Below are 19,964 nucleotides of genomic sequence, written 5' to 3'. Positions count from 1 at the left end.
TTTCGGTACGCTGCTGCCGTGGACCTTCACAAGCACACCGAACCGCAGGTGCAGGAACCCGCCCGCGCGCAGGTCGCCGACCTGCGCGCCTCGGACGCCGAGCGCGACCGCGTCGCCGACATCCTGCGCGAGGCCCTCGCCGAAGGGCGCCTCACCGCCGACGAGCACGCGGAACGCGTCGAGGGGGTACTGAACGCCAAGACGGTGGGCGAGTTGGAGGTCTTCATACGGGACCTGCCGGCCGCCCACAGCCACCGGGCGGCCCCCGGCTACTCCCCGGCCCCCAACCACCCCACCGACCCGCTTCCGCACGACCCCGACGACAACGTGGTCGCGGTGTTCAGCAGCGCGGTCCGCAAGGGTCGTTGGCGCGCGGGCCGCCGGATCCACGCGTACGCGGTCTTCGGCACCGTCGAGATCGACCTGAGCGAGGCGATCTTCGAGTACCAGCAGGTCGTGATCAAGGCCATATCGGTCTTCGGCAACGTCGAGGTCCGTGTCCCGGAGAACGTGTCGCTGCGCGGCACCGGCGGCGGCGTCCTCGGCAACTTCGAGGTGGACACCGTCGACTCGGGCGACCCGCATGCCCCCGTGGTCTATGTGGACGGCTGGGCCGTGCTGGGCAACGTCGAAGGGCGGCCCAAGCGCGGCAAACTCGTCGCGGACATCCTCGACCGGGTGCAGCGCAAGGTCGACAAGGGTTTGCGCAAGCACCTGGATCGTTGACGGGTGTGAATCCGACGGGGTGACCGGTCGCGTTCCGGACGGTAGGGATCATGGTCCGGCCGGCTTGAGAGCGCGTACAGAGCGCGTACGAGTCGTCGTGATCCGGTGGTTGGGAACTCAGTGCATAGGCGCGCGTACAGCGGGTAGGGCTTGCTGCATCGTCTCTCGCTCGCGAAGCCGTCGTCAGGAGTAGACCGTGCTGCAACCGCCGCATTCGTCCCTGCAGGTAGCTGCCGTACCGGCCCAGCGGGTGCCAGTGCGGGACAGGGACCAAGACGCACCCTGGCACACCGAGGCGGTGTGCCGGCGTGACGAGGCCGGCCTGTTCTTCGCGCCATCCAAGGAACCCACCGCCGCCCGGCTCTCCCGGGAGCAGGCAGCGAAGCGCGTCTGTGGCGGCTGCCCCGTCATGGTCGAGTGTCGCGAGCACGCGCTCCTGCAACCGGAGCCCTACGGCGTCTGGGGCGGCCTGACCGCCGCCGAGCGTCGCGTCGTCCTGGCCCGGCGCCGCCGCCGCGACCTGGAACTGAAGAAGGCGGCCAGGGCGGGTGAGCGCATAGCGGCAGTCGGCTGACCCGCGCCACAGCCGGAGAGCTGAGGCATCGGGCAAAGAAGAGAGGCGCCCCGCCGCACCGGGGACGCCTCACTTCTTTGCTCGGGGACTTGCTTCGACCGGTCCGGGGAACTACTTCGCCCGGTCGAAGTCGATCGCGCTGTAGGCCCGCAACTTGCTGAGGCGGTGCTCGGAGTTGATCCTCCGCACCGTCCCCGACTTCGACCGCATCACGATCGAGTCGGTCGTCGCGGTCTCCGAGCGGTACCGCACGCCCCGCAGCAGCTCACCGTCCGTGATGCCGGTCGCCACGAAGAAGACGTTCTCCCCGGACACCAGGTCGTCGGTGGTCAGGACGCGGTCCAGGTCGTGCCCCGCCTCGATCGCCCGCTGCCGCTCCTCGTCGTCCTTCGGCCACAGCTTGCCCTGGATGGTGCCGCCCAGGCACTTCACCGCGCAGGCCGAGATGATGCCTTCCGGCGTGCCGCCGACGCCGAGCAGCAGGTCGACGCCGGTGCCCTCGCGCAGCGCCAGGATCGAGCCGGCCACGTCGCCGTCGGAGATCAGCCGGATGCGCGCGCCGGTCTCGCGGACCTCGTCGATGAGACCTTCGTGGCGCGGCCGGTCGAGGATGACGACGGTGACGTCCTCGGGCGTGGACCGCTTGGCCTTGGCGACCCGGCGGATGTTCACGGACACGGGCGCGTTGATGTCGACGAAGTCGGCGGCCTCGGGCCCGGTGACCAGCTTGTCCATGTAGAAGACGGCGGACGGGTCGAACATCGACCCGCGGTCGGCGGCGGCCAGCACCGCGATCGCGTTGGTCATGCCCTTCGCGGTCAGCGTGGTGCCGTCGATCGGGTCGACGGCGATGTCGCACTCGGGCCCCGTCCCGTCGCCGACCTGCTCTCCGTTGAAGAGCATCGGGGCCTCGTCCTTCTCGCCCTCGCCGATGACGACGACGCCGTTCATCGAGACGGTGGAGACGAGAGTCCGCATGGCCCGTACCGCGGCGCCGTCGGCGCCGTTCTTGTCGCCGCGCCCGACCCAGCGGCCCGCGGCCATCGCCGCGGCCTCGGTGACCCGGACGAGTTCCAGGGCGAGGTTGCGGTCGGGAGCCTCGGACGGAACTTCGAGTTCGGACGGCAGATGATGATGCTCGGTCATCGGAGCGCACCTTTCTGATACGACGACGGCCGGATGAGGGTGTGGACCGACTCTATCGTCAGGCAGACAAAATGAGCAGGGGGCCCCACGGATGAGCGGGCCAGGGTACCTGCGACGATAGGGACGTGGCAGGTTCGAACGGTAAGCAGAAGACGGTCCGGGACATGGTCCTCTCACTGGGCCTGATCGGGATCGCGGTCGCGGTCATCTATGTCTTCATCCCACACGACGACTCCGCTCCGGACATCAAGAAGGTCGACTACCGCGTCGAGCTGCTCACTGCTCGCCGTGCGGCGGCCTACCCGGTGGCGGCGCCCGAGGGCCTGTCCGGCAGCTGGAAGGCGACGTCGGTCCGCTTCCGCGGCGACCAGTTCGACGCCTGGCACCTGGGCTTCCAGGCCCCCGACGGGGGGTACGTGCAGATCGAGCAGTCCACTCAGAAGCCGTCCACGTTCATCGGCGAGGCCAGTCAGGGCGGTGCCGCGACGAAGACCACCCAGGTGATCGACGGCCGTACGTGGACGCGCTACACCGGCGGCCGCTACGACGCCCTGGTACTCGCGGGGAAGGGCTCGACCACGGTGGTGGCCGGCACGGGCTCGTTCGCCCAGCTGACGCAGATGGCCGGGGCGCTCAGGATGGCGTGAGCCATCAGACGTGCGAAAGGCCCCCGGCGTCGTCGCCGGGGGCCTTTCGCTGTGCGCGCACCGCTCAGACGGTGGTGATGACGTCGTCGTAGGCCAGGCGCGGGGAGCGCGGGAACCAGGCGTCCTCGCCCGGCTTGCCGATGTTGACGACCATCAGCGGGGTGTGGTCGTCGTCCAGGAACTCCTTCTGGACGCCCGCGAAGTCGAGACCGGTCATCGGGCCGGCGGCGAGACCGGCGGCACGGACACCGATGATGAAGTACGCGGCCTGCAGGGCGGCGTTCAGCGCGGCGGCACCCTCGCGGGCCGGGCGCTCGGAGAAGAAGGCGTCCTTGGCGGCCGGGAAGTGCGGGAAGAGGACCGGCAGCTCCTCGTGGAACTCGTTGTCCGCGGAGAGGATCGCCACCAGCGGGGCCGCGGCGGTCTTCGGCTGGTTGCCCTCGGCCATGTGCTTCACCAGGCGCTCACGGGCCTCGGGGGAGCGGACCAGGGTGATGCGCAGCGGCGACTGGTTGAAGGCGGTCGGGCCGTACTTGACCAGGTCGTAGATCGCCTGCACCTGCTCGTCGGTCACCGGCTCGTCGGTGAAGGTGTTCGCGGTGCGGGCCTCGCGGAACAGCAGGTCCTGGGCGGCGGGGTCAAGGACGAGAGACATGCGTGAACCTTCTCGAAGTATGCGTCGGACCCGGAAACGGACCGGGGACCGCTTACGGACACGACCGTACGCCAGTGAAATTCAACCTTCAACTAAAACCAGGGCGTGGTGACCCGCTTCACAGTCCCGGGCCGCCACCCGGTGCTACCGAGTTTCATTCGTAGCGCATCGGGCTTCAGTCCGGTGGTGAAGCGAATCTCGTGATCGCGTCGCGGTGTCGTTAGGTGGAGCCGGACGCTGCGACCATCGGGGTGACGTAGGGAACGGGTGTTCCCGGCGACATCGAGTGTCGCGTGTTCGTACGATCACCGAATGCAACTTCGGTACGCCTTCCGGTTGTACCCGGAGCCTGGTCAACGCGCCGCGTTGGCGCGGGCGTTCGGGTGTGCCCGTGTCGTGTTCAACGACGCGGTACGTGCCCGTGAGGATGCCCGTACGGCCCAGGAGCCCTACCCCAGTGCCGCTGTCCTGTCCCAGCAGCTGATCACCCGGGCCAAGAAGACCTCTGAACGCTGCTGGCTGGCCGAGGTTTCCTCGGTCGTTCTGCAGCAAGCTCTGCGGGATGTGGAGGCCGCGTACAAGAACTTTTTCGCCTCGCTGAAAGGGGAGCGCAAGGGGAAGCGGGTGGGTGCGCCACGCTTCAGGTCACGTAAGGACACCCGGCAGGCGATCCGGTTCACCGCCAACGCCCGCTGGAAGATCACCGGGGGCGGGCGGCTATCCCTGCCGAAGATCGGCGACGTGCAGGTCAAGTGGTCACGGATCCTGCCCGCCGTGCCGTCGAGTGTGACGGTGATCCTGGATGCGGCAGGCAGGTACTTCGCCAGCTTCGTCATCGACACCGATCCCGACACCGACCGGGCCCGCTGGACGGAGCCGGACCCCGAGGCCGCGATCGGCATCGACCTGGGGCTGGTCCACTTTGCGGTCCTCTCCGACGGCACGAAGATCGACTCTCCGCGGTTCCTTCGCCGGGCGGAGAAGAAGCTGAAGAAAGCCCAGCGGGAGCTGTCCCGCAAACAGAAGGGATCGAAGAACCGGGCCAAGGCCCGGTTGAAGGTCGCCCGTGCCCACGCGGCTGTGGCCGATGCGCGCAAGGAGTTCCACCACCAGCTCTCCACGAAGTTGATCCGCGAGAACCAAGCGGTCGCGGTGGAGGACCTGGCGGTATCCGGGCTCGCGCGCACCCGGCTGGCCAAGAGTGTGCACGACGTGGGCTGGTCACAGTTCGTGACCATGCTGGAGTACAAGGCGAAAAGGTACGGCCGGACGTTCGTCAAGATCGGCCGGTTCGAGCCCACGAGTCAGGTGTGCTCCACCTGCGGTCATCGGGACGGGCCCAAACCCCTGTACGTACGGGAATGGACCTGCCCCGCCTGCGACACCCTCCACGACCGCGACCACAACGCCGCAATCAACGTCAAACAGGCCGCCGGACTGGCGGCATCAGCCTGCGGAGCGCCGGTAAGACCGGGACTTGTCCCGGCGCAGCGCGAAGAAACAGGAAGCCACGGAATCCCCACCCGAACCTGTGCCGCGTAGCGGCACAGCAACAGGTGAGGACGGCCAGAATCCCCGGGCATCAGCCCGAGGAGCATGTCAATCGGCGTCCTCGGAACCCGCGTCCCGCCCCTCTTCCCCGGCGAGGGCGGCGTCCAGCCGGGCCCGCGCCCCCTCGAGCCAACGGCGGCACACCTTGGCCAGCTCCTCGCCGCGCTCCCACAGGGCGAGGGACTCCTCCAGCGTCGTACCGCCCGCCTCCAGCCGCCGTACGACGTCGATCAGCTCGTCCCGTGCCTGCTCGTACCCGAGCCCCTCGGCCACCGCCGCCGTCTCCTCCGTCTTGCTGGTCATCCGCCCACCCTACGCATCGGCCTACGCATCGACTCGAACCACGAACTCACCCTCGGACACCCGCGCCCGCAGGACCTCGTCCCCGGTCACCTCGGCCGGGTCGCGGACGACATGGCCGTCCGTCTTCTGCAGCACCGCGTACCCCCGCTTCAGGGTCGCGGCGGGGGAGAGGGCCACCACGCGCGCGTGCGTGTGTGTCAGCTCCGAGTCGGCGCGGTCGAGCAGGTGGCCCAGGGTGCGCCGGCCCCGGTCGAGGAGCGAGGCGACATGGTCGGCCCGCTCGTCGATCATCCGGTGCGGATCCTCTATCGACGGCCGCGCGAGCGCCTGCGCCAGCCCGCGTTCCTCCCGTTCCACGAACGCCTCGACGCACCGCCGCGCCCGGTCCCGCAGCATCCGCACCCGCTCGTACTCCTCACCCACGTCCGGTACGACCTTCTTGGCCGCGTCGGTCGGGGTGGAGGCGCGCAGATCGGCGACGAGGTCCAGCAGCGGGTTGTCCGGCTCGTGCCCGATCGCGGACACGACCGGCGTCCGGCATCCCGCGACCGTCCGGATGAGCTGCTCGTCGGAGAACGGCAGCAGGTCCTCCACGCTGCCGCCGCCACGGGCGACGACGATGACGTCCACCTCGTCGATCGCGTCGAGCTCCTTCACCGCCTGTACGACCTGCGGCACCGCGTGCACGCCCTGCACGGCGACGTTGCGCACCTCGAACCGGACCGCGGGCCAGCGGTGCCGGGCGTTCTCCAGGACGTCCCGCTCGGCGGCCGAGGCGCGCCCGCAGACCAGCCCGACGAGTTGGGGCAGGAAGGGCAGCGCCTTCTTCCGCTCCGGCGCGAACAGCCCCTCGGCGGCGAGCGACTTCTTCAGCTGTTCGAGCCGCGCGAGCAACTCGCCGACCCCGACCGGCCTTATCTCGGCGGCACGCAGCGACAGCTGCCCCCGCGGCGCGTACCACTCCGGCTTCGCCAGCACGACGACCCGGGCACCCTCGCTCACCACATCGGCCACGGCGTCGAACACCTGCCGATAACAGGTGACGCTCACGGAGATGTCGTACGACGGGTCACGCAACGTCAGAAACACCACTCCCGCGCCGGGCCGCCGCGACAGCTGGGTGATCTGCCCCTCCACCCACACGGCACCGAGCCGGTCGATCCACCCCCCGATGAGCCGCGACACCTCGCCGACGGGCAGGGGGGCTTCCGGGGACGTGTTCGCAGCCATGAGCCGAGACTAACGTCCGGGTCCGACAACGCCCCGCCACGCGTGCACGGCCACCGGGGGCTCGGGCCCCGGCGGTGTGAGCCCCCGCAGATCCCCGCACCACCACCCCGGCTCGGAGGCGATCTTCGACGGGCCGGACGCGGCCTTACGATGGGACGCATGACTGCTTCGCCTGGCCGCCGTGTCCTGCTCGCCGCCCCCCGTGGCTACTGCGCGGGTGTGGACCGCGCCGTGATCGCCGTCGAGAAAGCCCTGGAGCAGTACGGCGCTCCGGTCTACGTCCGGCACGAGATCGTCCACAACAAGTACGTCGTGCAGACCCTGGAGAAGAAGGGCGCCATCTTCGTCGAACAGACCGAAGAGGTGCCCCCGGGAAACATCGTCATGTTCTCGGCGCACGGCGTCGCACCCACCGTCCACGACGAGGCCAGGCAGGGCCGCCTCGCCACCATCGACGCGACCTGCCCGCTGGTCACCAAGGTCCACAAGGAAGCCGTCCGCTTCGCGAGCGAGGACTACGACATCCTGCTGATCGGGCACGAGGGCCACGAGGAGGTCATCGGCACCTCCGGCGAGGCGCCCGACCACATCACACTGGTCGACGGCCCCGCGGACGCGGCAAAGGTCGAGGTCCGCGACCCCTCCAAGGTCGTCTGGCTCTCCCAGACCACGCTCTCCGTCGACGAGACCATGGAGACCGTCGACGCCCTCAAGACGAAGTTCCCCGGCCTCATCTCGCCGCCCAGCGACGACATCTGCTACGCCACCCAGAACCGTCAGCTCGCGGTCAAGCAGATGGGTGCCGAGGCCGAGCTGGTGATCGTCGTCGGCTCCCGCAACTCCTCGAACTCCAAGCGGCTCGTCGAGGTCGCCAAGCTCGCCGGCTCCCGCGAGGCCTACCTCGTGGACTTCGCCAGTGAGATCGACGAGGCCTGGCTGGAGGGCGTGACCACGGTGGGCGTCACCTCCGGCGCCTCCGTGCCGGAGGTGCTCGTCGAGGAGGTCCTGGAGTGGCTCTCGCAGCGCGGCTACGGCGACGTCGAGCTGGTCAGGGCGGCCGAGGAATCCATCACCTTCTCGCTGCCGAAGGAGCTGCGCCGCGATCTGCGCGAGGAAGCGGCGGCGCTGGTCGCGGAGCGTGGCGGCGTTGTGAAGGACCTCGCGGGCGACCCCTCGGCGGAGTGACTGTCAGTCGTTCAACGTAACGTAGAGACATGCAGATCTTCGGCGTGGACATCGGCGGATCCGGGATCAAGGGTGCCCCGGTGGACCTGGAAAGGGGCGATCTCGCCCAGGAGCGCTTCAAGGTGCTGACCCCGCACCCGGCGACACCGGACGGGGTGGCCGACGGCGTACGACAGGTCGTCGAGAACTACGGCTGGACCGGCCCCGTCGGCCTCACCTTCCCCGGCGTGGTCACCGGCGGATCCACGATCCGTACGGCGGCCAACGTCGACAAGGCGTGGATCGACACGGACGCGCGTGCCCTGTTCAGCGACCGTCTGGGCGGCCTGCCGGTGACCGTGGTCAACGACGCGGACGCGGCGGGCGTCGCGGAGATGGCCTTCGGCGCCGGCCGGGGGCGCGGCGGCACGGTATTCCTCCTCACGTTCGGCACGGGCATCGGCAGCGCCCTGTTCGTCGACGGCGCCCTCGTCCCCAACACCGAGCTGGGGCACCTGGAGCTGCACGGCCACGACGCGGAGAAGCGTGCGTCCAGCAAGGCCAGGGAGGACGAGGACCTGACGTGGGAGCACTGGGCGCGCCGGGTCCAGAAGTACCTCGCCCATGTCGAGATGCTCTTCTCGCCCGAGCTGTTCATCATCGGCGGCGGCGTCAGCCGCAAGTCCCAGAAGTTCCTGCCCCACATCGAGGGCATCAAGGCGGAGATCGTCCCGGCGCAGTTGCAGAACAACGCCGGGATCGTGGGCGCGGCGATGCACGCGGCCACGCACGCGCCGAAGGAGTAGCCGGGGCGGCACGCGGCGGAGGAGTAGCCGGGGCGCGGCGCGCCGGCGGATCACACCGGCGTACGGTCCGGCCGGTCCCGCCGGTCCCGCCGGTCCCGCTGGTCCCGCGCCGACCGACGCCTCAGCAGGCGGATCTTCCGTACGGCCGCGATCACGCCCGCGACCAGCGCGCCCGTGTAGAGCCATCCCGCCTGCGTGGCGAGTGCCGTGAACAGTCCCATCAGGTGGCCGCCGAGCCCGGTATCGCTGTCGATCACGGGCAGGAGCCCCACGGTGAAGGCGATCGGCACGATGACAGGGGCGGTCAGCAGATCGCCTCGGCGGATCCATAAGGCGGTCAGCGCGGACGCCAGGACGAACAGCACGCTGTACGCCGTCAGCGACGAGCCGAACAGCAGCGCGTCGACCCAGCCGAGCAGGACCATCAGCGTCCCGCAGAACAGTCCGCCGCCGAGTCCGGTGAGCCGGGGGTTGGGCATCCGCCGCAGCGCCTGGACCAGCGGGGGACCGGACGGCCGTACCTCCGGGGGACGCCGGGGGACCCCACCGTCCCGGCCCGCCGGAGCGGCGGTTCTGCCGGGTCGCGCCGGGTGGCCGTCCGCATCCCGTCCCGCCTGCGGGGGGAAGGGCGGGGTCGTGCCGCGTCGCGGTTCGTGCTGCCGGGGTCGGGTCCTGTGTCGCTCCACTGGACAAACCTAGGTCGGTTAATGTGCAGAATCGCTCCTCAGACACGCCGTCGGCCGGACCTTGGCCATGCGTTCGATACGTCGCCGGGGCGGGGTGCGGTACGCCGTAGACTGGTGGATCGGCCCCCAGGGGCCTGTCCCCTCGGCCCTCTCACGTCAGCCGTCTCACTCTCACTCCGGGAAGTCGCACCGTGTCGCTCACGATCGGAATCGTCGGTCTGCCGAATGTCGGCAAGTCGACCCTGTTCAACGCCCTGACCAAGAACGACGTGCTGGCGGCCAACTACCCGTTCGCCACGATCGAGCCGAACGTCGGAGTCGTGGGCGTCCCCGACCCCCGCCTCGCCAAGCTGGCCGAGATCTTCAAGTCGGAGCGGATCCTGCCGGCCACCGTCGACTTCGTCGACATCGCGGGCATCGTGCGCGGCGCCTCCGAGGGCGAGGGCCTGGGCAACAAGTTCCTGGCCAACATCCGTGAGTCCGACGCGATCTGCCAGGTCATCCGCGCCTTCGAGGACGAGAACGTCGTGCACGTCGACGGCAAGGTCTCGCCGAAGGACGACATCGAGACGATCAACACCGAGCTGATCCTCGCCGACCTCCAGACCATCGAGAAGGTCCTTCCCCGGCTCCAGAAGGAGTCGCGGATCAAGAAGGACATCGGGCCGAAGGTGAAGGCCGTCGAGGAGGCCAAGGAGATCCTGGAGAAGGGCGACACGCTGTTCTCCCAGGGCATCCTCCAGGGCAGTGAGCGGGCCGAACTCCTGCACGACCTGCACCTGCTGACCACCAAGCCCTTCCTCTACGTCTTCAACGTCGACGAGGACGAGCTGACCGACGACTCCTTCAAGGACGAGCAGCGCGCCCTGGTCGCCCCGGCGGAGGCGATCTTCCTCAACGCCAAGCTGGAGGCGGACCTCGCCGAGCTCGACGAGGAGGACGCCATGGAGCTCCTGGAATCGGTCGGAGCCGAGGAGCCCGGCCTCGCCACCCTCGCGCACGTCGGCTTCAACACCCTCGGCCTGCAGACCTACCTGACGGCCGGCCCCAAGGAATCCCGAGCCTGGACCATCAAGAAGGGCGCCACCGCCCCCGAGGCCGCCGGTGTCATCCACACCGACTTCCAGAAGGGCTTCATCAAGGCCGAGGTCATCTCCTTCGAGGACCTGGTCGAGACCGGCTCGGTCGCCGAGGCCCGTGCCAAGGGCAAGGCCCGCATGGAGGGCAAGGACTATGTGATGCGGGACGGGGATGTGGTGGAGTTCCGGTTCAATGTCTAGCCGGTGACTTAGCACCACATCGCTGATCTGGCAAACGTGCAGGTCGATGGGGGTCTGACTCTTCGGGGTCAGGCCCCTTGATTTTTACCGTGCTGGACAGGTGCTGGATTTTCTGACCTCTCGTCATCTGTCATCACCCCCGCTCATCCCTACCGTGCTGGATCCGTGCTGGATCCTTGCTGAGAAGGGTGAGAGCGCCCGTGCTGGGGTGTGCCCTGTCCAGGGCGTGGCGATGTCGGGAACTGCATGGGTGAACGACCTCCCTACGCCAGCCACGAGCAGCCAGTCCGCGCGGCCGTCGGGGCACACCGAGCGACGCCCCTCCGGTCGGACTTGCGCGCGAAAACCGATCGGTTTCCCGTCGCGGAGGTGGGCGAGTCTCGAACCCCTATTACTGAGGAGTGCGGATGGCTTCCCCGCGCGACGTCGCAGGTAACCGCCTAGTGCTCCAGTGCGGTTTCGTGATCTATCCAGGGGGTTTGTCGGCGGATCGTCGTCGGTAATGGCTGCGGCAGGCTGTTGCATGGTGGCGTCTGCGTCAGGTGGACCAGTGCAGCAGTCTGGCCGCGGCGCGGCTTGACCAACGAGGCTGTGGGGCGCACGGAGGCCAAAAGGTCTACTCAACGGAACGGGAAGCGTACTCGGGTTCCCGCGGCCTCAGTCTTCACCCGAGCGCTGGAAGTGCGTTCTTCGCAGTCAGTCTTCGAGACGGCGCACATCGCGACCGGGGTCGACATCATCACGCGGAAGAGGAACGGGTGTGGGCTCGGTGCATTGTCGGAACACACCTCAGGTACGCATGCGAGGGCGTCACGCAGGACTTCCTCGACGGGCGCTCGGCCATCGCTCACACATCCAGCACCAACCGCTCTCCTTCCGGTGCACGCGAGACGCAGGGCAGCATGGCGCCGGCCGCACGTTCGGTGGCCGTGAGCCGGCGGTCACGATGATCGACATGGCCATGGGCCACCCGTACCCGGCAGGTGCCGCAAAACCCCTGGCGGCAGGAGAACGGCAGGTTCGGCAGGGCCTCGTGGAGAACATCCAGGGCGGAGCGGTCGTACGGCACTGGCAGAACCCGTCCGGTGTCGCCCAGTTGGAGTTCGAAGGGACGGCCGTCCGTGATCGGGGCCGGGGCGAAACGCTCGAAGTGCAGGGCTGAGGCGCGGCTGCCACCGAACGCGCGCCGAACGCCGTCGATCATGGGCGCGGGCCCGCAGCAGTACACCGCACCCGCCGCCGGGCTCACGTTCAGCAGATCGGCTGCTTCGGGCACGCCGGACTCGTCGTCAGGACGGATGGAGACCCGGCCAGGGGCTGCGGCTGCGAGTTCGGCCAGCTCTGCCGCGAAGGGCATCGAGCCGCGGCTGCGGCCGGTGTGCACGAGCCTCCAGTCCAGCCCGCGCCGTGCGGCTTCCCGGGCCATCGGCAGGATCGGGGTGATTCCGATGCCGCCCGCGATGAGCAGGATGGACGCTTCGGCGGCGAAGGGGAACGCGTTCCGGGGCTCGGTGATCGCGACCAGCGCACCCTCTCCGAGGACGTCGTGCACCTCGGCCGAACCGCCTCCGCCGTTGGCGATGCGGCGCACCGCGATGCGGTACCGGTGCCGGTCGGCAGGGTCGCCGCACAGAGAGTACTGCCGCTTGCGGCCGGAGGGCAGGTGCAGTTCGATGTGGGCGCCGGGCTGCCAAGGCGGGAGTGTTCCCCCGTCGGGTGCTGCCAGCCGCAGGGAGACGACATCCTCGGCCTCTTGGTGCTTGGTGGCGACCACCAGTTCCCGGCTCTCGGGCGTCTCGGTGGCCGGCGGGCGCCTGGGAGGAGTGCTGCGCCGCGAGAGGCGCGTGGCCGCGTTGTCGCTGAAAGCCGCCAGCTTCTGCATGAAGGAGTCGCCGCGTGGCTTGCCGTACAGGTCCGGCGGCCGAGTGAGCGGTGTGCTGATGTCCATGGGGTGCCTTGCCGGTTGCCGGGTCACTCGGCAGCCGCTCGGGCAGCGGGGGACGCCGCCAGGTAGGCGACCGCCTGCTGGGTCGAGCCTTCCTGGGTCGGGTGGTAGCCGGGGCGGAAGTAGCGCAGCACCGAGCGGGTGAACGCGCTCGGTGGCGGCAACAGGTCCTTGCGGGCGGCGGCCAGGTAGTCGCGGAAGCGGACCTTGACCCGGTCGTCGAGTTCGGGGTCGGCGCTCATCAGGAAGCGGACTCCGCGGATCCACAGCCGGGTCAGCACCGGAGCGGTGACGAGCATGCCGACCACTCGGCGCCGGTAGCGGGGATCGAGGTGCACCAGCAGGTCGAACGCGACGGAACGGTGTTCGACCTCCTCCGCGCCGTGCCAGCGGAACAGATCGAGCATCGCGGGGTCCGCGCCGGCCTGGTCCAGGTGCCCGTTGCTGAGAATCCAGTGACCCATGTACGCGGTGAAATGCTCGAAGGCCGCGATGAGGGCGAGCCGTTGGAGGAGGTGCGCGTGGGTGGCGGCCGGCGTCAGTTCCGGCCGGTCTCCGAGCACCCTTCGGAAGATCCATTCGGACTGCAGGGTGTACGGGGCCGGGTCCAGCCCCTTGGCGAGCAGGTGCTCCAGGACCTCCTGGTGCGCCTCGGCGTGCATCGCTTCCTGGCCGATGAAGCCGCGTACGTCCTCGCGCAGCCGGTCGTCGGTGATCAGTGGCAGTGCCTGCTCGAAGGTGCGCACGAACCAGCGTTCAAGCTCGGGGAGCATGAGGTGGAGCACGTCGAAGGTGTGGGTCGCGAAGGGCTCACCCGGCAGCCAGTGCAGCGGGGTGGTGCTCCAGTCGAAGGTGACGTCCCGGGGTTGCAGCACCAGGTCGTGGTGGTCGATGGGCTCAGACGGACGCTCCGGGTGGGCATGTGCGGCTCGGAACATGACAGGTTCCTCCTCCGTCGGCGATCGGTGTGTGGGAAGGGGCGGTCAGGCAGTCGTCCAGTACTGCCGGTCTGTTGCTGCTGGTCCGTCAGATCGGGTGCGCGGTGTGGTCCGGACTGCGGCGGGAGCCGTCTTCGACGTGGTGGGCGAATTCCGCGATCCGGGACGCGACCTCCTCGGGGTGACTGAGCTGTACCCAGTGCCCGGCGTCGATCGGACGCCGTTGAATCCGGCCCGTCCAGTGCTCCACTCCGTACGACAGCACCGGGGTGACGCAGAAGTCGCGGGTGGGGATGATGAGCTGAACCGGGACGGTGGTCGGCCGGTCCCGGGGACGCAGCAGGCGGGGCAGCATGTTGGCTCGGTACAGCGCGGTGCCGACCACGGCGTCGCGGGCCAGCGTCGGCGCGGGGTAGGGGGTGTGCCCGGGCACGCCTTGGGAGTTGGTGAGGAAGGCGCGCCAGCGGTGTCCCAGTGCTCTCCAGGTCAGGGCGGGCAGGAGCGGAAGGTGGAAGTAGGCGATGTACCAGGACCGTGCGGCCTGCCGCAGCATCTTCGGCAGATCCGGATGCCGCGGTCGGAGGCGGGCCCGGAGCAGGTGGCCGACGTGGTCCAGGCAGGGTCCGGAGAGGGAGGTGAACGAGGCGATCCGCCCGGCCAGGCGGGTGCCGGTGACCGACTCCCAGGAGTGGATCGATCCCCAGTCGTGTCCGACCAGGTGCACCGGGCGGTCGGGGCTCACGGCGTCGAGAACCGCCTCCAGGTCGGCTTCCAGGCGGGACATCCGGTAGGCGCGCAACCCCCTGGGCCGGTGGGAGGCTCCGGCTCCCCGCACGTCGAAGGCGGTGACGTGGAAGCGGTCGGCCAGGCGCTCGGCGACCGGTCGCCACACGGCGCTGGTGTCCGGATAGCCATGGACCAGCACCACCGCAGGGTCCGTGGACGCTCCCCATTGGTAGGCGGCCAACTCCACGCCGTCCACGGCGATTCGGCGGGCGGCCGGGCCGGTCATCGGCCACCACCGGCAGGGGTCAGTTCGCCGTAGTTCAGACCGCCGTGGAAGAAGCTGGGCCGCACCGGCCAGTGCCGCTTGAAGGGGGCCAGCTCCGAGGAGGGCAGGATCTGCAGCCAGCGCGGATCACGCCGGCTGGGGTCGGCGAGGGTCTTCTCCTTGACCATGGAGTCGTACTGGTCGAGAGAGTCCTCCAGGGTGTTGGCGTTGGGCACCACCTCATGGCCGTAGAACGCGGCGTGGCGGCGTACCCCGGGGATGCGGGAGAGCTCGGGCTGCCAGTTGTCGGCCGAGATGCCGTTCTCGGAGGAGACCCACACGCCGTCAGGGGTGTTCAGCACCAGGGAGTGGTTGCCGTCCGTATGGCCGGGGGTCCACAACAGGCTGACTCCGACACCGAGTTCGACATCGCCGTCGAAGGCGGTGACGCGCTCGGGCGGCACCCCGTCCATGCCTCCGTCGACGTACCAGGCCCACTGCATCGGATGCGTCGATTCGAAGGTGCCCAGCTCCCTGCGGTGCACCAGCAGCCTGGCGCGGGGGAACAGCGCTTCGCGGGGCGCCCGTTCGCCGGGAATGGTGCTGGTACTTCCCATGATCATGCGCACGTCCTGGACGTGCAGGTGGTCGAAGCTGACGAAGTCCACGTCCTCGGGTCGCAGACCGCAGGAAGGCAGGACGGTGTTCGGGTCCTGATAGAAGCGGGCGAAGACGTGCTCGGTGAGAAAGTCCCCCGCCAGACGCTTGAGCTGGGCGTAGAACGGTGCTTGAGCCGTTCCGGCGGCGACGGTCGGCTCCCATACCAGTGTTTTCGGCTCACCGTCGAAGCCGTCGAACTGCACGACGAGCATCCGGTTGACGATGCTCACGAACGGGTTGACGGCGAGCGCGGCGCCGTGGAAGCCGAACCGGGTCGGGTACGGGGCGGCGGCGATGTCGAAACTGCGGACGGCGCGGATGCGGCCCTGCTGGACGAACCGCTCACGGTAGGTGGCCGCGGCGCTGCCCACGGCGCGCAGCCGGTCACCGCGGGGCCATACGCCGTGGACACCTTCGAATTCGGGGATGGGGCGCGGAGCGGCGGCGTCCTGGGCCTCCTTGGCCTCCTTGGTCTTCTTCGCGCTGGGCGCCGGCTTGGGCGTGGTGGTCACGGGCTCATCCTTCGGGCAGGCGGGCGGTGCGGGTGCGCTGTTCGTAGGCCGCGCGGACCGACCGGTCGGACAGGGCGGCGAGCTGGTCGGGGACGAGGAGGTGATGCAGGGTGTCGCGGGCACGGCCCGGCAGCACTGAGGCCAACCGGGTCAGGGCGGCCACCTGGCGGGGAACGAAGACCTCGAACCGAGGGTGCAGCACGACGTCGAGCACCGCGTCGGCCACCTGATTCGTCGTCAGGCGTCGGGTGGGGCCGGTCGCGGTGCCCACGGCCAGCTCGGTGTCCACGACGCCGGGCATCACCAGGGACACGTGCACGCCGGTGCCGCGCAGTTCGGCGCGGACGGCTGTGCTGTAGCCGTGGAGGGCGTGCTTCGTCGCCGCGTAGGTCGCCTCGCCGGCCGGGGCGACCTTGCTGGCGGCGGAGGCGATGTTCACCACGTGACCGCGACCGCGTTTCCGCATCCCCGGGATCACGAGTTTCATCCCCCGCAGTACGCCGTGGACGTTGACGTCGAACTGGCGCAGGGCGGCTTCCTCCGGTTCCTCCTCGAAGGGGCCCACCCACATGATTCCGGCGTTGTTGATCAGTACGTCGATGGGCCCCAGCTCGGTCTCGACGGTGCGTAGGAAATCTTCGAAGGAATGGGTGTCGGTGACGTCGAGAGACAGCCCGAGCAGCCGTCCCCCGGGACGCGCGCTGAGGGCACCGGCCGTCTCCACCGCAAGCTCCGCGTCGAGATCGCCGATCGCCACGGCGGCTCCGGCTGCGGCGAGCCGGGCTGCGACGGCACGCCCGATTCCACGGCCCGCTCCGGTGACCGCGATCACTCGGCCGGTCAGGGGTTGTGTGCGGGGGAGCCTGTCGCGGTCTCTCCGGCTGGACGTGTACGAGTTTTTGGGCGGTGCTGCCACGATCGAGCCCCTTTCTTGCCCTGAGCATGAGCGGAACGCCGAGCGGCCGGCGGACCTCACGCTCGTCTGACACGATGCCATGTCAGATGAACTGACAAGCTAGAGTGTCAGTTCGGAGCACACCGGTGTCAACACCTCTGCGAAGGGGAGAAATGACCGGCACACAGACCGCCGGGCGGCGCTACGGCGGACGCGACGCGGCGCAGCGACAGCAGGAGCGCCGCACCCGCCTGATCCAGGCGGGCCTCGACCTGTTCGGCACGGCCGGATTTGCCGCAGCGTCCGTCAAGCAGGTGTGCTCGCACGCCGGACTGACCGAGCGCTACTTCTACGAGTCGTTCCGCGACCGCGAAGACCTTCTCGCCGGGGTCTACGACGAGCTGATCACTACGATCATCGCCGAAACCGCGCAGGCCGCAGCCGCTGCCGCACCCGATGTCGACGCCCAGCTGCGCGCCGGACTCGAGGTCTTCATCCGCACACTGGCCGGCGACGCCCGCAAGGCCCGCCTGGTGCTCATCGAGGTCGTGGGCGCCAGCCCCCGCCTCGAAGTACGCCGCCGTGAGGTCCTGCATGAATTCGCCGCGATGGTCGCCGCCGTCGTTGCACCGCTCCCTGACCCGGAAGCCTCCTCCAGCCGGCTCACCATGACCGCGATGAGCCTGGTCGGCGGAGTCAACGAACTCCTCGTGGACTGGACCCTCGGCCACCAGAACGCCACCGTCGAAGAACTGATCGACCTGTGCCACACCCTGTACATCGCGGCCTACCGAGCCATCAGCGATCAGCTCTGATCAGGCAGGCCGGATTCCCTCAGGAGCTTCTGCACCGGACGGCAGCCCACACCCCCTGCTCACCGGACAGGCCCTGCCGCTATCGCTGGGCGCCCGCAGCTGCCCAAACCCGCTGGTGCCGCGGCAGCCAAGGTTCGCCCCGTCGCGACGCCCAGCACGCTCCCCCAGCTTTCGGCCGGGGGGACCCCCACTCGCCGCACCGGCCGAAAGCCCGAGTACGTCCAGTACGAGGACTTCCGGCCGGCACGCCGAGAGCACGCTCCCCCACTCTCGGCTGCGCTCGAGCGGGAGGGGCCCCCACGACGCCGCTCCTTGACGGGCAAACCTTGGCTGACGCGGCCCTAGGTGCCTGCGTCCTCGACCGCAGCCACTGTCCATTCGCGCGGTGGACGCATTCGCCAGAATCGAGTACCGCGCCCAGCTGGTGATCATCGTCGACGGCATCGGGCTCGTGCCTGTCCCACCCGACGCCGACGAGGGCTTCTGCTGCTTGGTGTGCCTGGCGGATGCCGCGACCAGGCATCCCCGCATCTGCGTCTGAAGCGTTTTCGGGGTGTGCCGAGACCAGCCGCACGTATCCGATCGCCGTTGAGCTACTCATGGCACGTGAGGCCAGCTCGTGCCGCTCGTCCTTGGCCACCTCTCGCACGCCAGGAGGGCGTTCTTCCGTGCTCCGCGTCAAGGTGGCGGCGATCGCCTTCTCGCCCGGGAAGAGTCGGAAGAGGTACGGCTGCGTGGCACCGGCCCGCTTGGCAATCGCCTCGGCGGAAATGCCATAGCAGCCCTTGGGTCCGAACTCGCGATCGCAGCGCGCTGATGGTGCTGTCGCGTCTCTCCCGCCTGCTCATCCGGCGCGTGCCGCCATGTCGGCGGGCGTCGGTCGGCTCGACTTGAAGCCGGCCGGCGACGCGGCCCGGGATCAGTTCCGTGCTTGAGCTTGCGCACTGGAAACCGATCGGTTTACAGTGAGGCCAAGGGGAAACCAATCGGTTTCCCAGGTGAGTTCGGGAGTGCGTGATGACGACAAATCGACCGGTGGCCCTCGTGACGGGCGCCTCCTCCGGCATCGGTAAGCAGACCGCCCTCGCGCTGGTCGCGGCGGGTTTCGAGGTGGCCGGCACCGGCCGCGACACCTCACGCGTCACCCCGCTTCAGGGTGTGACGTTCTTCGACCTCGACGTGGTCAGTGACAAGTCGGTCACCGCAGTGGTCCAGCAGGTGATCGACCGGTTCGGGCGGATTGACGTCCTGGTCAACAACGCCGGCATCGGCTCGATCGGCGCGGCCGAGGAAACCTCCCTCGCGCAGGCCCAGGGCGTCTTCGACATCAACGTCTTCGGGGTCATGCGCATGGTCAAGGAGGTCCTGCCGCACATGCGCGCCCGGGGGCGCGGCCGCATCATCAACCTCTCGTCCGTACAGGGCTTCATCCCCGCCCCCTACATGGCCGTCTACGGCGCGTCCAAGCACGCCATCGAGGGCTATTCCCAGTCCCTGGACCACGAGGTTCGGCAGTACGGCGTCCGCTCGCTCCTGGTCGAACCCGCCTATACCAACACCGGGTTCGAGGCCAACAGCGCCAAGCCCGACACCCCCCTGCAGACCTACGCCGACCAGCGGCACGTCTTCGACCGCCTGATGGCGGAGGCGATCAAGGCCGGCGACGACCCCGCGGTGGTCGCCAAGGCGATCGTCACAGCCGCCACCGACGCGAAGCCGAAACTGCGCTACGCCGCCGGTCCCATGGCCGGACGCGCACGCATGCTCCGCTTCGTTCCCGCCTGGGTCCTGGACAAGCAGATCCGCACCATGAACAAGCTCACCGGCTGACACCCCCACCCCCGCGCACTCCGCCACCCACAAACCCGTTCGCGCCGCTGATACCGGGAGAGACCCATGTCCGAGACCCTGCACTCCGCCGCCGCTACCGTCGCCAGCTGGCGCTCCGCCGAGGAACGCGGTGACGTCGACGCGGCGGTCGCGTGCCTGAGCCCGGACGTCGTGCTCAGCTCGCCGCTCACCGACCAGTTCCGCTTCGAGGGATCTGACCAGCTGCGCGACTTCCTGACCGTGGCGTTCGCGACGGTCAAGGACGTCCGCTACCACACCCAGACCGGCGAGGGCGACGCGTACGCGCTGGTCTACCGGGCGCGGGTGGGTTCCCAGTCGCTCGAGGAGGTGCAGATGCTGCGGCTCGACGACCAAGCACGCATCACGGAGATCACGCTCTTCGGGCGTCCGATGCCGGCCCTCACCGCCCTGATGCACCTTATGGGTCCCGCGCTCGCTCGCCAGCAGGGCCGCCGGGGCCTTGCGACGCTCATGAGCGTCAGCACCGTACCCATTCACGCGATGGTCTCCTCAGGGGACCGCAGCATGGTCGCGAAGACCCGCCCAGCAGCCCGGCGGACCTGAGAGCACCGGGTCCACCGGCCGTTCG

The 19,964-nt window shown here is 69.2% G+C and carries 21 protein-coding genes; 11 read left to right on the top strand and 10 right to left on the bottom strand.

What is annotated here, in order from left to right:
- Positions 1-18: 18 nt before the first annotated feature.
- Complete coding sequence (locus ABZ027_RS17315; protein ID WP_356769026.1) at positions 19-726, top strand: DUF1707 domain-containing protein; 708 nt, start codon at positions 19-21, stop codon at positions 724-726.
- A 196-nt stretch (positions 727-922) separates the two neighbouring features.
- The gene (locus tag ABZ027_RS17310) at positions 923-1,300 is read left to right on the top strand and encodes a WhiB family transcriptional regulator (RefSeq protein ID WP_356769024.1); all 378 of its coding nucleotides are present in this window, start codon (positions 923-925) and stop codon (positions 1,298-1,300) included.
- A 111-nt stretch (positions 1,301-1,411) separates the two neighbouring features.
- Here the strand turns inward: ABZ027_RS17310 and glpX are convergent, their stop codons facing one another.
- Positions 1,412-2,446, bottom strand: a complete 1,035-nt coding sequence (gene glpX, locus ABZ027_RS17305) for a class II fructose-bisphosphatase (RefSeq protein ID WP_356769022.1) — start codon at positions 2,444-2,446, stop codon at positions 1,412-1,414.
- A gap of 125 nt (positions 2,447-2,571) precedes the next feature.
- Here glpX and ABZ027_RS17300 point away from each other — a divergent pair, with 125 nt between their 5' ends.
- The gene (locus ABZ027_RS17300; RefSeq protein WP_356769020.1) at positions 2,572-3,093 is read left to right on the top strand and encodes a DUF4245 domain-containing protein; all 522 of its coding nucleotides are present in this window, start codon (positions 2,572-2,574) and stop codon (positions 3,091-3,093) included.
- Between the two features lie 64 nt (positions 3,094-3,157).
- On the opposite strand, the gene ABZ027_RS17295 is transcribed toward ABZ027_RS17300, so the two are convergent.
- The gene (locus ABZ027_RS17295; RefSeq protein ID WP_356769018.1) at positions 3,158-3,748 is read right to left on the bottom strand and encodes a malonic semialdehyde reductase; all 591 of its coding nucleotides are present in this window, start codon (positions 3,746-3,748) and stop codon (positions 3,158-3,160) included.
- Between the two features lie 312 nt (positions 3,749-4,060).
- Between ABZ027_RS17295 and ABZ027_RS17290 the strand changes: the two genes are divergently transcribed.
- Positions 4,061-5,290, top strand: coding sequence for an RNA-guided endonuclease TnpB family protein (locus tag ABZ027_RS17290; RefSeq protein WP_356769016.1), 1,230 nt, complete (start codon positions 4,061-4,063; stop codon positions 5,288-5,290).
- A 57-nt stretch (positions 5,291-5,347) separates the two neighbouring features.
- Here ABZ027_RS17290 and ABZ027_RS17285 read toward each other — a convergent pair whose 3' ends face one another.
- Positions 5,348-5,602, bottom strand: coding sequence for an exodeoxyribonuclease VII small subunit (locus ABZ027_RS17285; RefSeq protein WP_356769014.1), 255 nt, complete (start codon positions 5,600-5,602; stop codon positions 5,348-5,350).
- A gap of 21 nt (positions 5,603-5,623) precedes the next feature.
- Positions 5,624-6,832 carry an exodeoxyribonuclease VII large subunit gene (gene xseA, locus ABZ027_RS17280; protein WP_356769012.1) on the bottom strand — a complete coding sequence of 403 codons (1,209 nt, stop codon included), beginning with the start codon at positions 6,830-6,832 and terminating at the stop codon, positions 5,624-5,626.
- A 159-nt stretch (positions 6,833-6,991) separates the two neighbouring features.
- Here xseA and ABZ027_RS17275 point away from each other — a divergent pair, with 159 nt between their 5' ends.
- Both ABZ027_RS17275 and ppgK read left to right on the top strand, forming a co-directional pair.
- On the top strand, positions 6,992-8,017 hold the full coding sequence (locus tag ABZ027_RS17275; protein ID WP_356769010.1) for a 4-hydroxy-3-methylbut-2-enyl diphosphate reductase: 1,026 nt from the start codon (positions 6,992-6,994) through the stop codon (positions 8,015-8,017).
- Between the two features lie 29 nt (positions 8,018-8,046).
- The gene (gene ppgK, locus ABZ027_RS17270; protein WP_356769008.1) at positions 8,047-8,802 is read left to right on the top strand and encodes a polyphosphate--glucose phosphotransferase; all 756 of its coding nucleotides are present in this window, start codon (positions 8,047-8,049) and stop codon (positions 8,800-8,802) included.
- Between the two features lie 50 nt (positions 8,803-8,852).
- Here ppgK and ABZ027_RS17265 read toward each other — a convergent pair whose 3' ends face one another.
- A complete protein-coding gene (locus tag ABZ027_RS17265) occupies positions 8,853-9,281 on the bottom strand; it encodes a DUF6542 domain-containing protein (RefSeq protein ID WP_356769006.1) in 429 nt (142 codons plus the stop codon).
- Positions 9,282-9,679: 398 nt separating this feature from the next.
- Here ABZ027_RS17265 and ychF point away from each other — a divergent pair, with 398 nt between their 5' ends.
- Positions 9,680-10,768 (top strand): redox-regulated ATPase YchF, encoded by a 1,089-nt coding sequence (gene ychF, locus ABZ027_RS17260; protein ID WP_356769004.1) that lies wholly within the window; start codon positions 9,680-9,682, stop codon positions 10,766-10,768.
- An 847-nt stretch (positions 10,769-11,615) separates the two neighbouring features.
- On the opposite strand, the gene ABZ027_RS17255 is transcribed toward ychF, so the two are convergent.
- The 5 genes from ABZ027_RS17255 to ABZ027_RS17235 form a co-directional block, all read right to left on the bottom strand.
- Positions 11,616-12,716 (bottom strand): PDR/VanB family oxidoreductase, encoded by a 1,101-nt coding sequence (locus ABZ027_RS17255; protein ID WP_356769002.1) that lies wholly within the window; start codon positions 12,714-12,716, stop codon positions 11,616-11,618.
- A gap of 23 nt (positions 12,717-12,739) precedes the next feature.
- Entirely contained in the window at positions 12,740-13,651 is a 912-nt protein-coding gene (locus ABZ027_RS17250) for a metal-dependent hydrolase (RefSeq protein ID WP_356769000.1), read from the bottom strand.
- 88 nt (positions 13,652-13,739) lie between these two features.
- Complete coding sequence (locus ABZ027_RS17245; RefSeq protein ID WP_356768998.1) at positions 13,740-14,663, bottom strand: alpha/beta fold hydrolase; 924 nt, start codon at positions 14,661-14,663, stop codon at positions 13,740-13,742.
- Entirely contained in the window at positions 14,660-15,814 is a 1,155-nt protein-coding gene (locus ABZ027_RS17240; protein WP_356768996.1) for a hypothetical protein, read from the bottom strand. Before ABZ027_RS17240 ends, ABZ027_RS17245 begins: the two co-directional genes overlap by 4 nt.
- A gap of 4 nt (positions 15,815-15,818) precedes the next feature.
- Complete coding sequence (locus ABZ027_RS17235; RefSeq protein WP_356768994.1) at positions 15,819-16,730, bottom strand: SDR family oxidoreductase; 912 nt, start codon at positions 16,728-16,730, stop codon at positions 15,819-15,821.
- A 152-nt stretch (positions 16,731-16,882) separates the two neighbouring features.
- Between ABZ027_RS17235 and ABZ027_RS17230 the strand changes: the two genes are divergently transcribed.
- From ABZ027_RS17230 to ABZ027_RS17215, 4 genes are all read left to right on the top strand, one after another.
- A complete protein-coding gene (locus tag ABZ027_RS17230; protein WP_356768992.1) occupies positions 16,883-17,524 on the top strand; it encodes a TetR/AcrR family transcriptional regulator in 642 nt (213 codons plus the stop codon).
- Between the two features lie 385 nt (positions 17,525-17,909).
- On the top strand, positions 17,910-18,065 hold the full coding sequence (locus ABZ027_RS17225) for a hypothetical protein (protein WP_356768990.1): 156 nt from the start codon (positions 17,910-17,912) through the stop codon (positions 18,063-18,065).
- A gap of 476 nt (positions 18,066-18,541) precedes the next feature.
- A complete protein-coding gene (locus ABZ027_RS17220) occupies positions 18,542-19,354 on the top strand; it encodes an oxidoreductase (protein ID WP_356768988.1) in 813 nt (270 codons plus the stop codon).
- A gap of 66 nt (positions 19,355-19,420) precedes the next feature.
- A complete protein-coding gene (locus tag ABZ027_RS17215) occupies positions 19,421-19,939 on the top strand; it encodes a nuclear transport factor 2 family protein (RefSeq protein ID WP_356768987.1) in 519 nt (172 codons plus the stop codon).
- Positions 19,940-19,964 lie beyond the last annotated feature (25 nt).

This window comes from Streptomyces sp. NPDC006332 (genome assembly GCF_040612855.1).
Classification (GTDB): Bacteria; Actinomycetota; Actinomycetes; order Streptomycetales; family Streptomycetaceae; genus Streptomyces.
The sequence above is the reverse complement of the archived record's forward strand: the minus strand, read 5'-3'. Positions and strand labels throughout refer to the sequence as shown.

Excerpts from the sequence above, each read along its gene's own strand:
- glpX (WP_356769022.1), bottom strand. The coding sequence starts at position 2,446 with ATGACCGAGCATCATCATCTGCCGTCCGAACTCGAAGTTCCGTCCGAG.
- ABZ027_RS17295 (WP_356769018.1), bottom strand. The coding sequence starts at position 3,748 with ATGTCTCTCGTCCTTGACCCCGCCGCCCAGGACCTGCTGTTCCGCGAG.
- ABZ027_RS17290 (WP_356769016.1), top strand. The coding sequence starts at position 4,061 with ATGCAACTTCGGTACGCCTTCCGGTTGTACCCGGAGCCTGGTCAACGC.
- ABZ027_RS17285 (WP_356769014.1), bottom strand. The coding sequence starts at position 5,602 with ATGACCAGCAAGACGGAGGAGACGGCGGCGGTGGCCGAGGGGCTCGGG.
- xseA (WP_356769012.1), bottom strand. The coding sequence starts at position 6,832 with ATGGCTGCGAACACGTCCCCGGAAGCCCCCCTGCCCGTCGGCGAGGTG.
- ABZ027_RS17275 (WP_356769010.1), top strand. The coding sequence starts at position 6,992 with ATGACTGCTTCGCCTGGCCGCCGTGTCCTGCTCGCCGCCCCCCGTGGC.
- ppgK (WP_356769008.1), top strand. The coding sequence starts at position 8,047 with ATGCAGATCTTCGGCGTGGACATCGGCGGATCCGGGATCAAGGGTGCC.
- ABZ027_RS17265 (WP_356769006.1), bottom strand. The coding sequence starts at position 9,281 with ATGCCCAACCCCCGGCTCACCGGACTCGGCGGCGGACTGTTCTGCGGG.
- ABZ027_RS17255 (WP_356769002.1), bottom strand. The coding sequence starts at position 12,716 with ATGGACATCAGCACACCGCTCACTCGGCCGCCGGACCTGTACGGCAAG.
- ABZ027_RS17250 (WP_356769000.1), bottom strand. The coding sequence starts at position 13,651 with ATGTTCCGAGCCGCACATGCCCACCCGGAGCGTCCGTCTGAGCCCATC.
- ABZ027_RS17245 (WP_356768998.1), bottom strand. The coding sequence starts at position 14,663 with ATGACCGGCCCGGCCGCCCGCCGAATCGCCGTGGACGGCGTGGAGTTG.
- ABZ027_RS17230 (WP_356768992.1), top strand. The coding sequence starts at position 16,883 with ATGACCGGCACACAGACCGCCGGGCGGCGCTACGGCGGACGCGACGCG.
- ABZ027_RS17220 (WP_356768988.1), top strand. The coding sequence starts at position 18,542 with ATGACGACAAATCGACCGGTGGCCCTCGTGACGGGCGCCTCCTCCGGC.
- ABZ027_RS17215 (WP_356768987.1), top strand. The coding sequence starts at position 19,421 with ATGTCCGAGACCCTGCACTCCGCCGCCGCTACCGTCGCCAGCTGGCGC.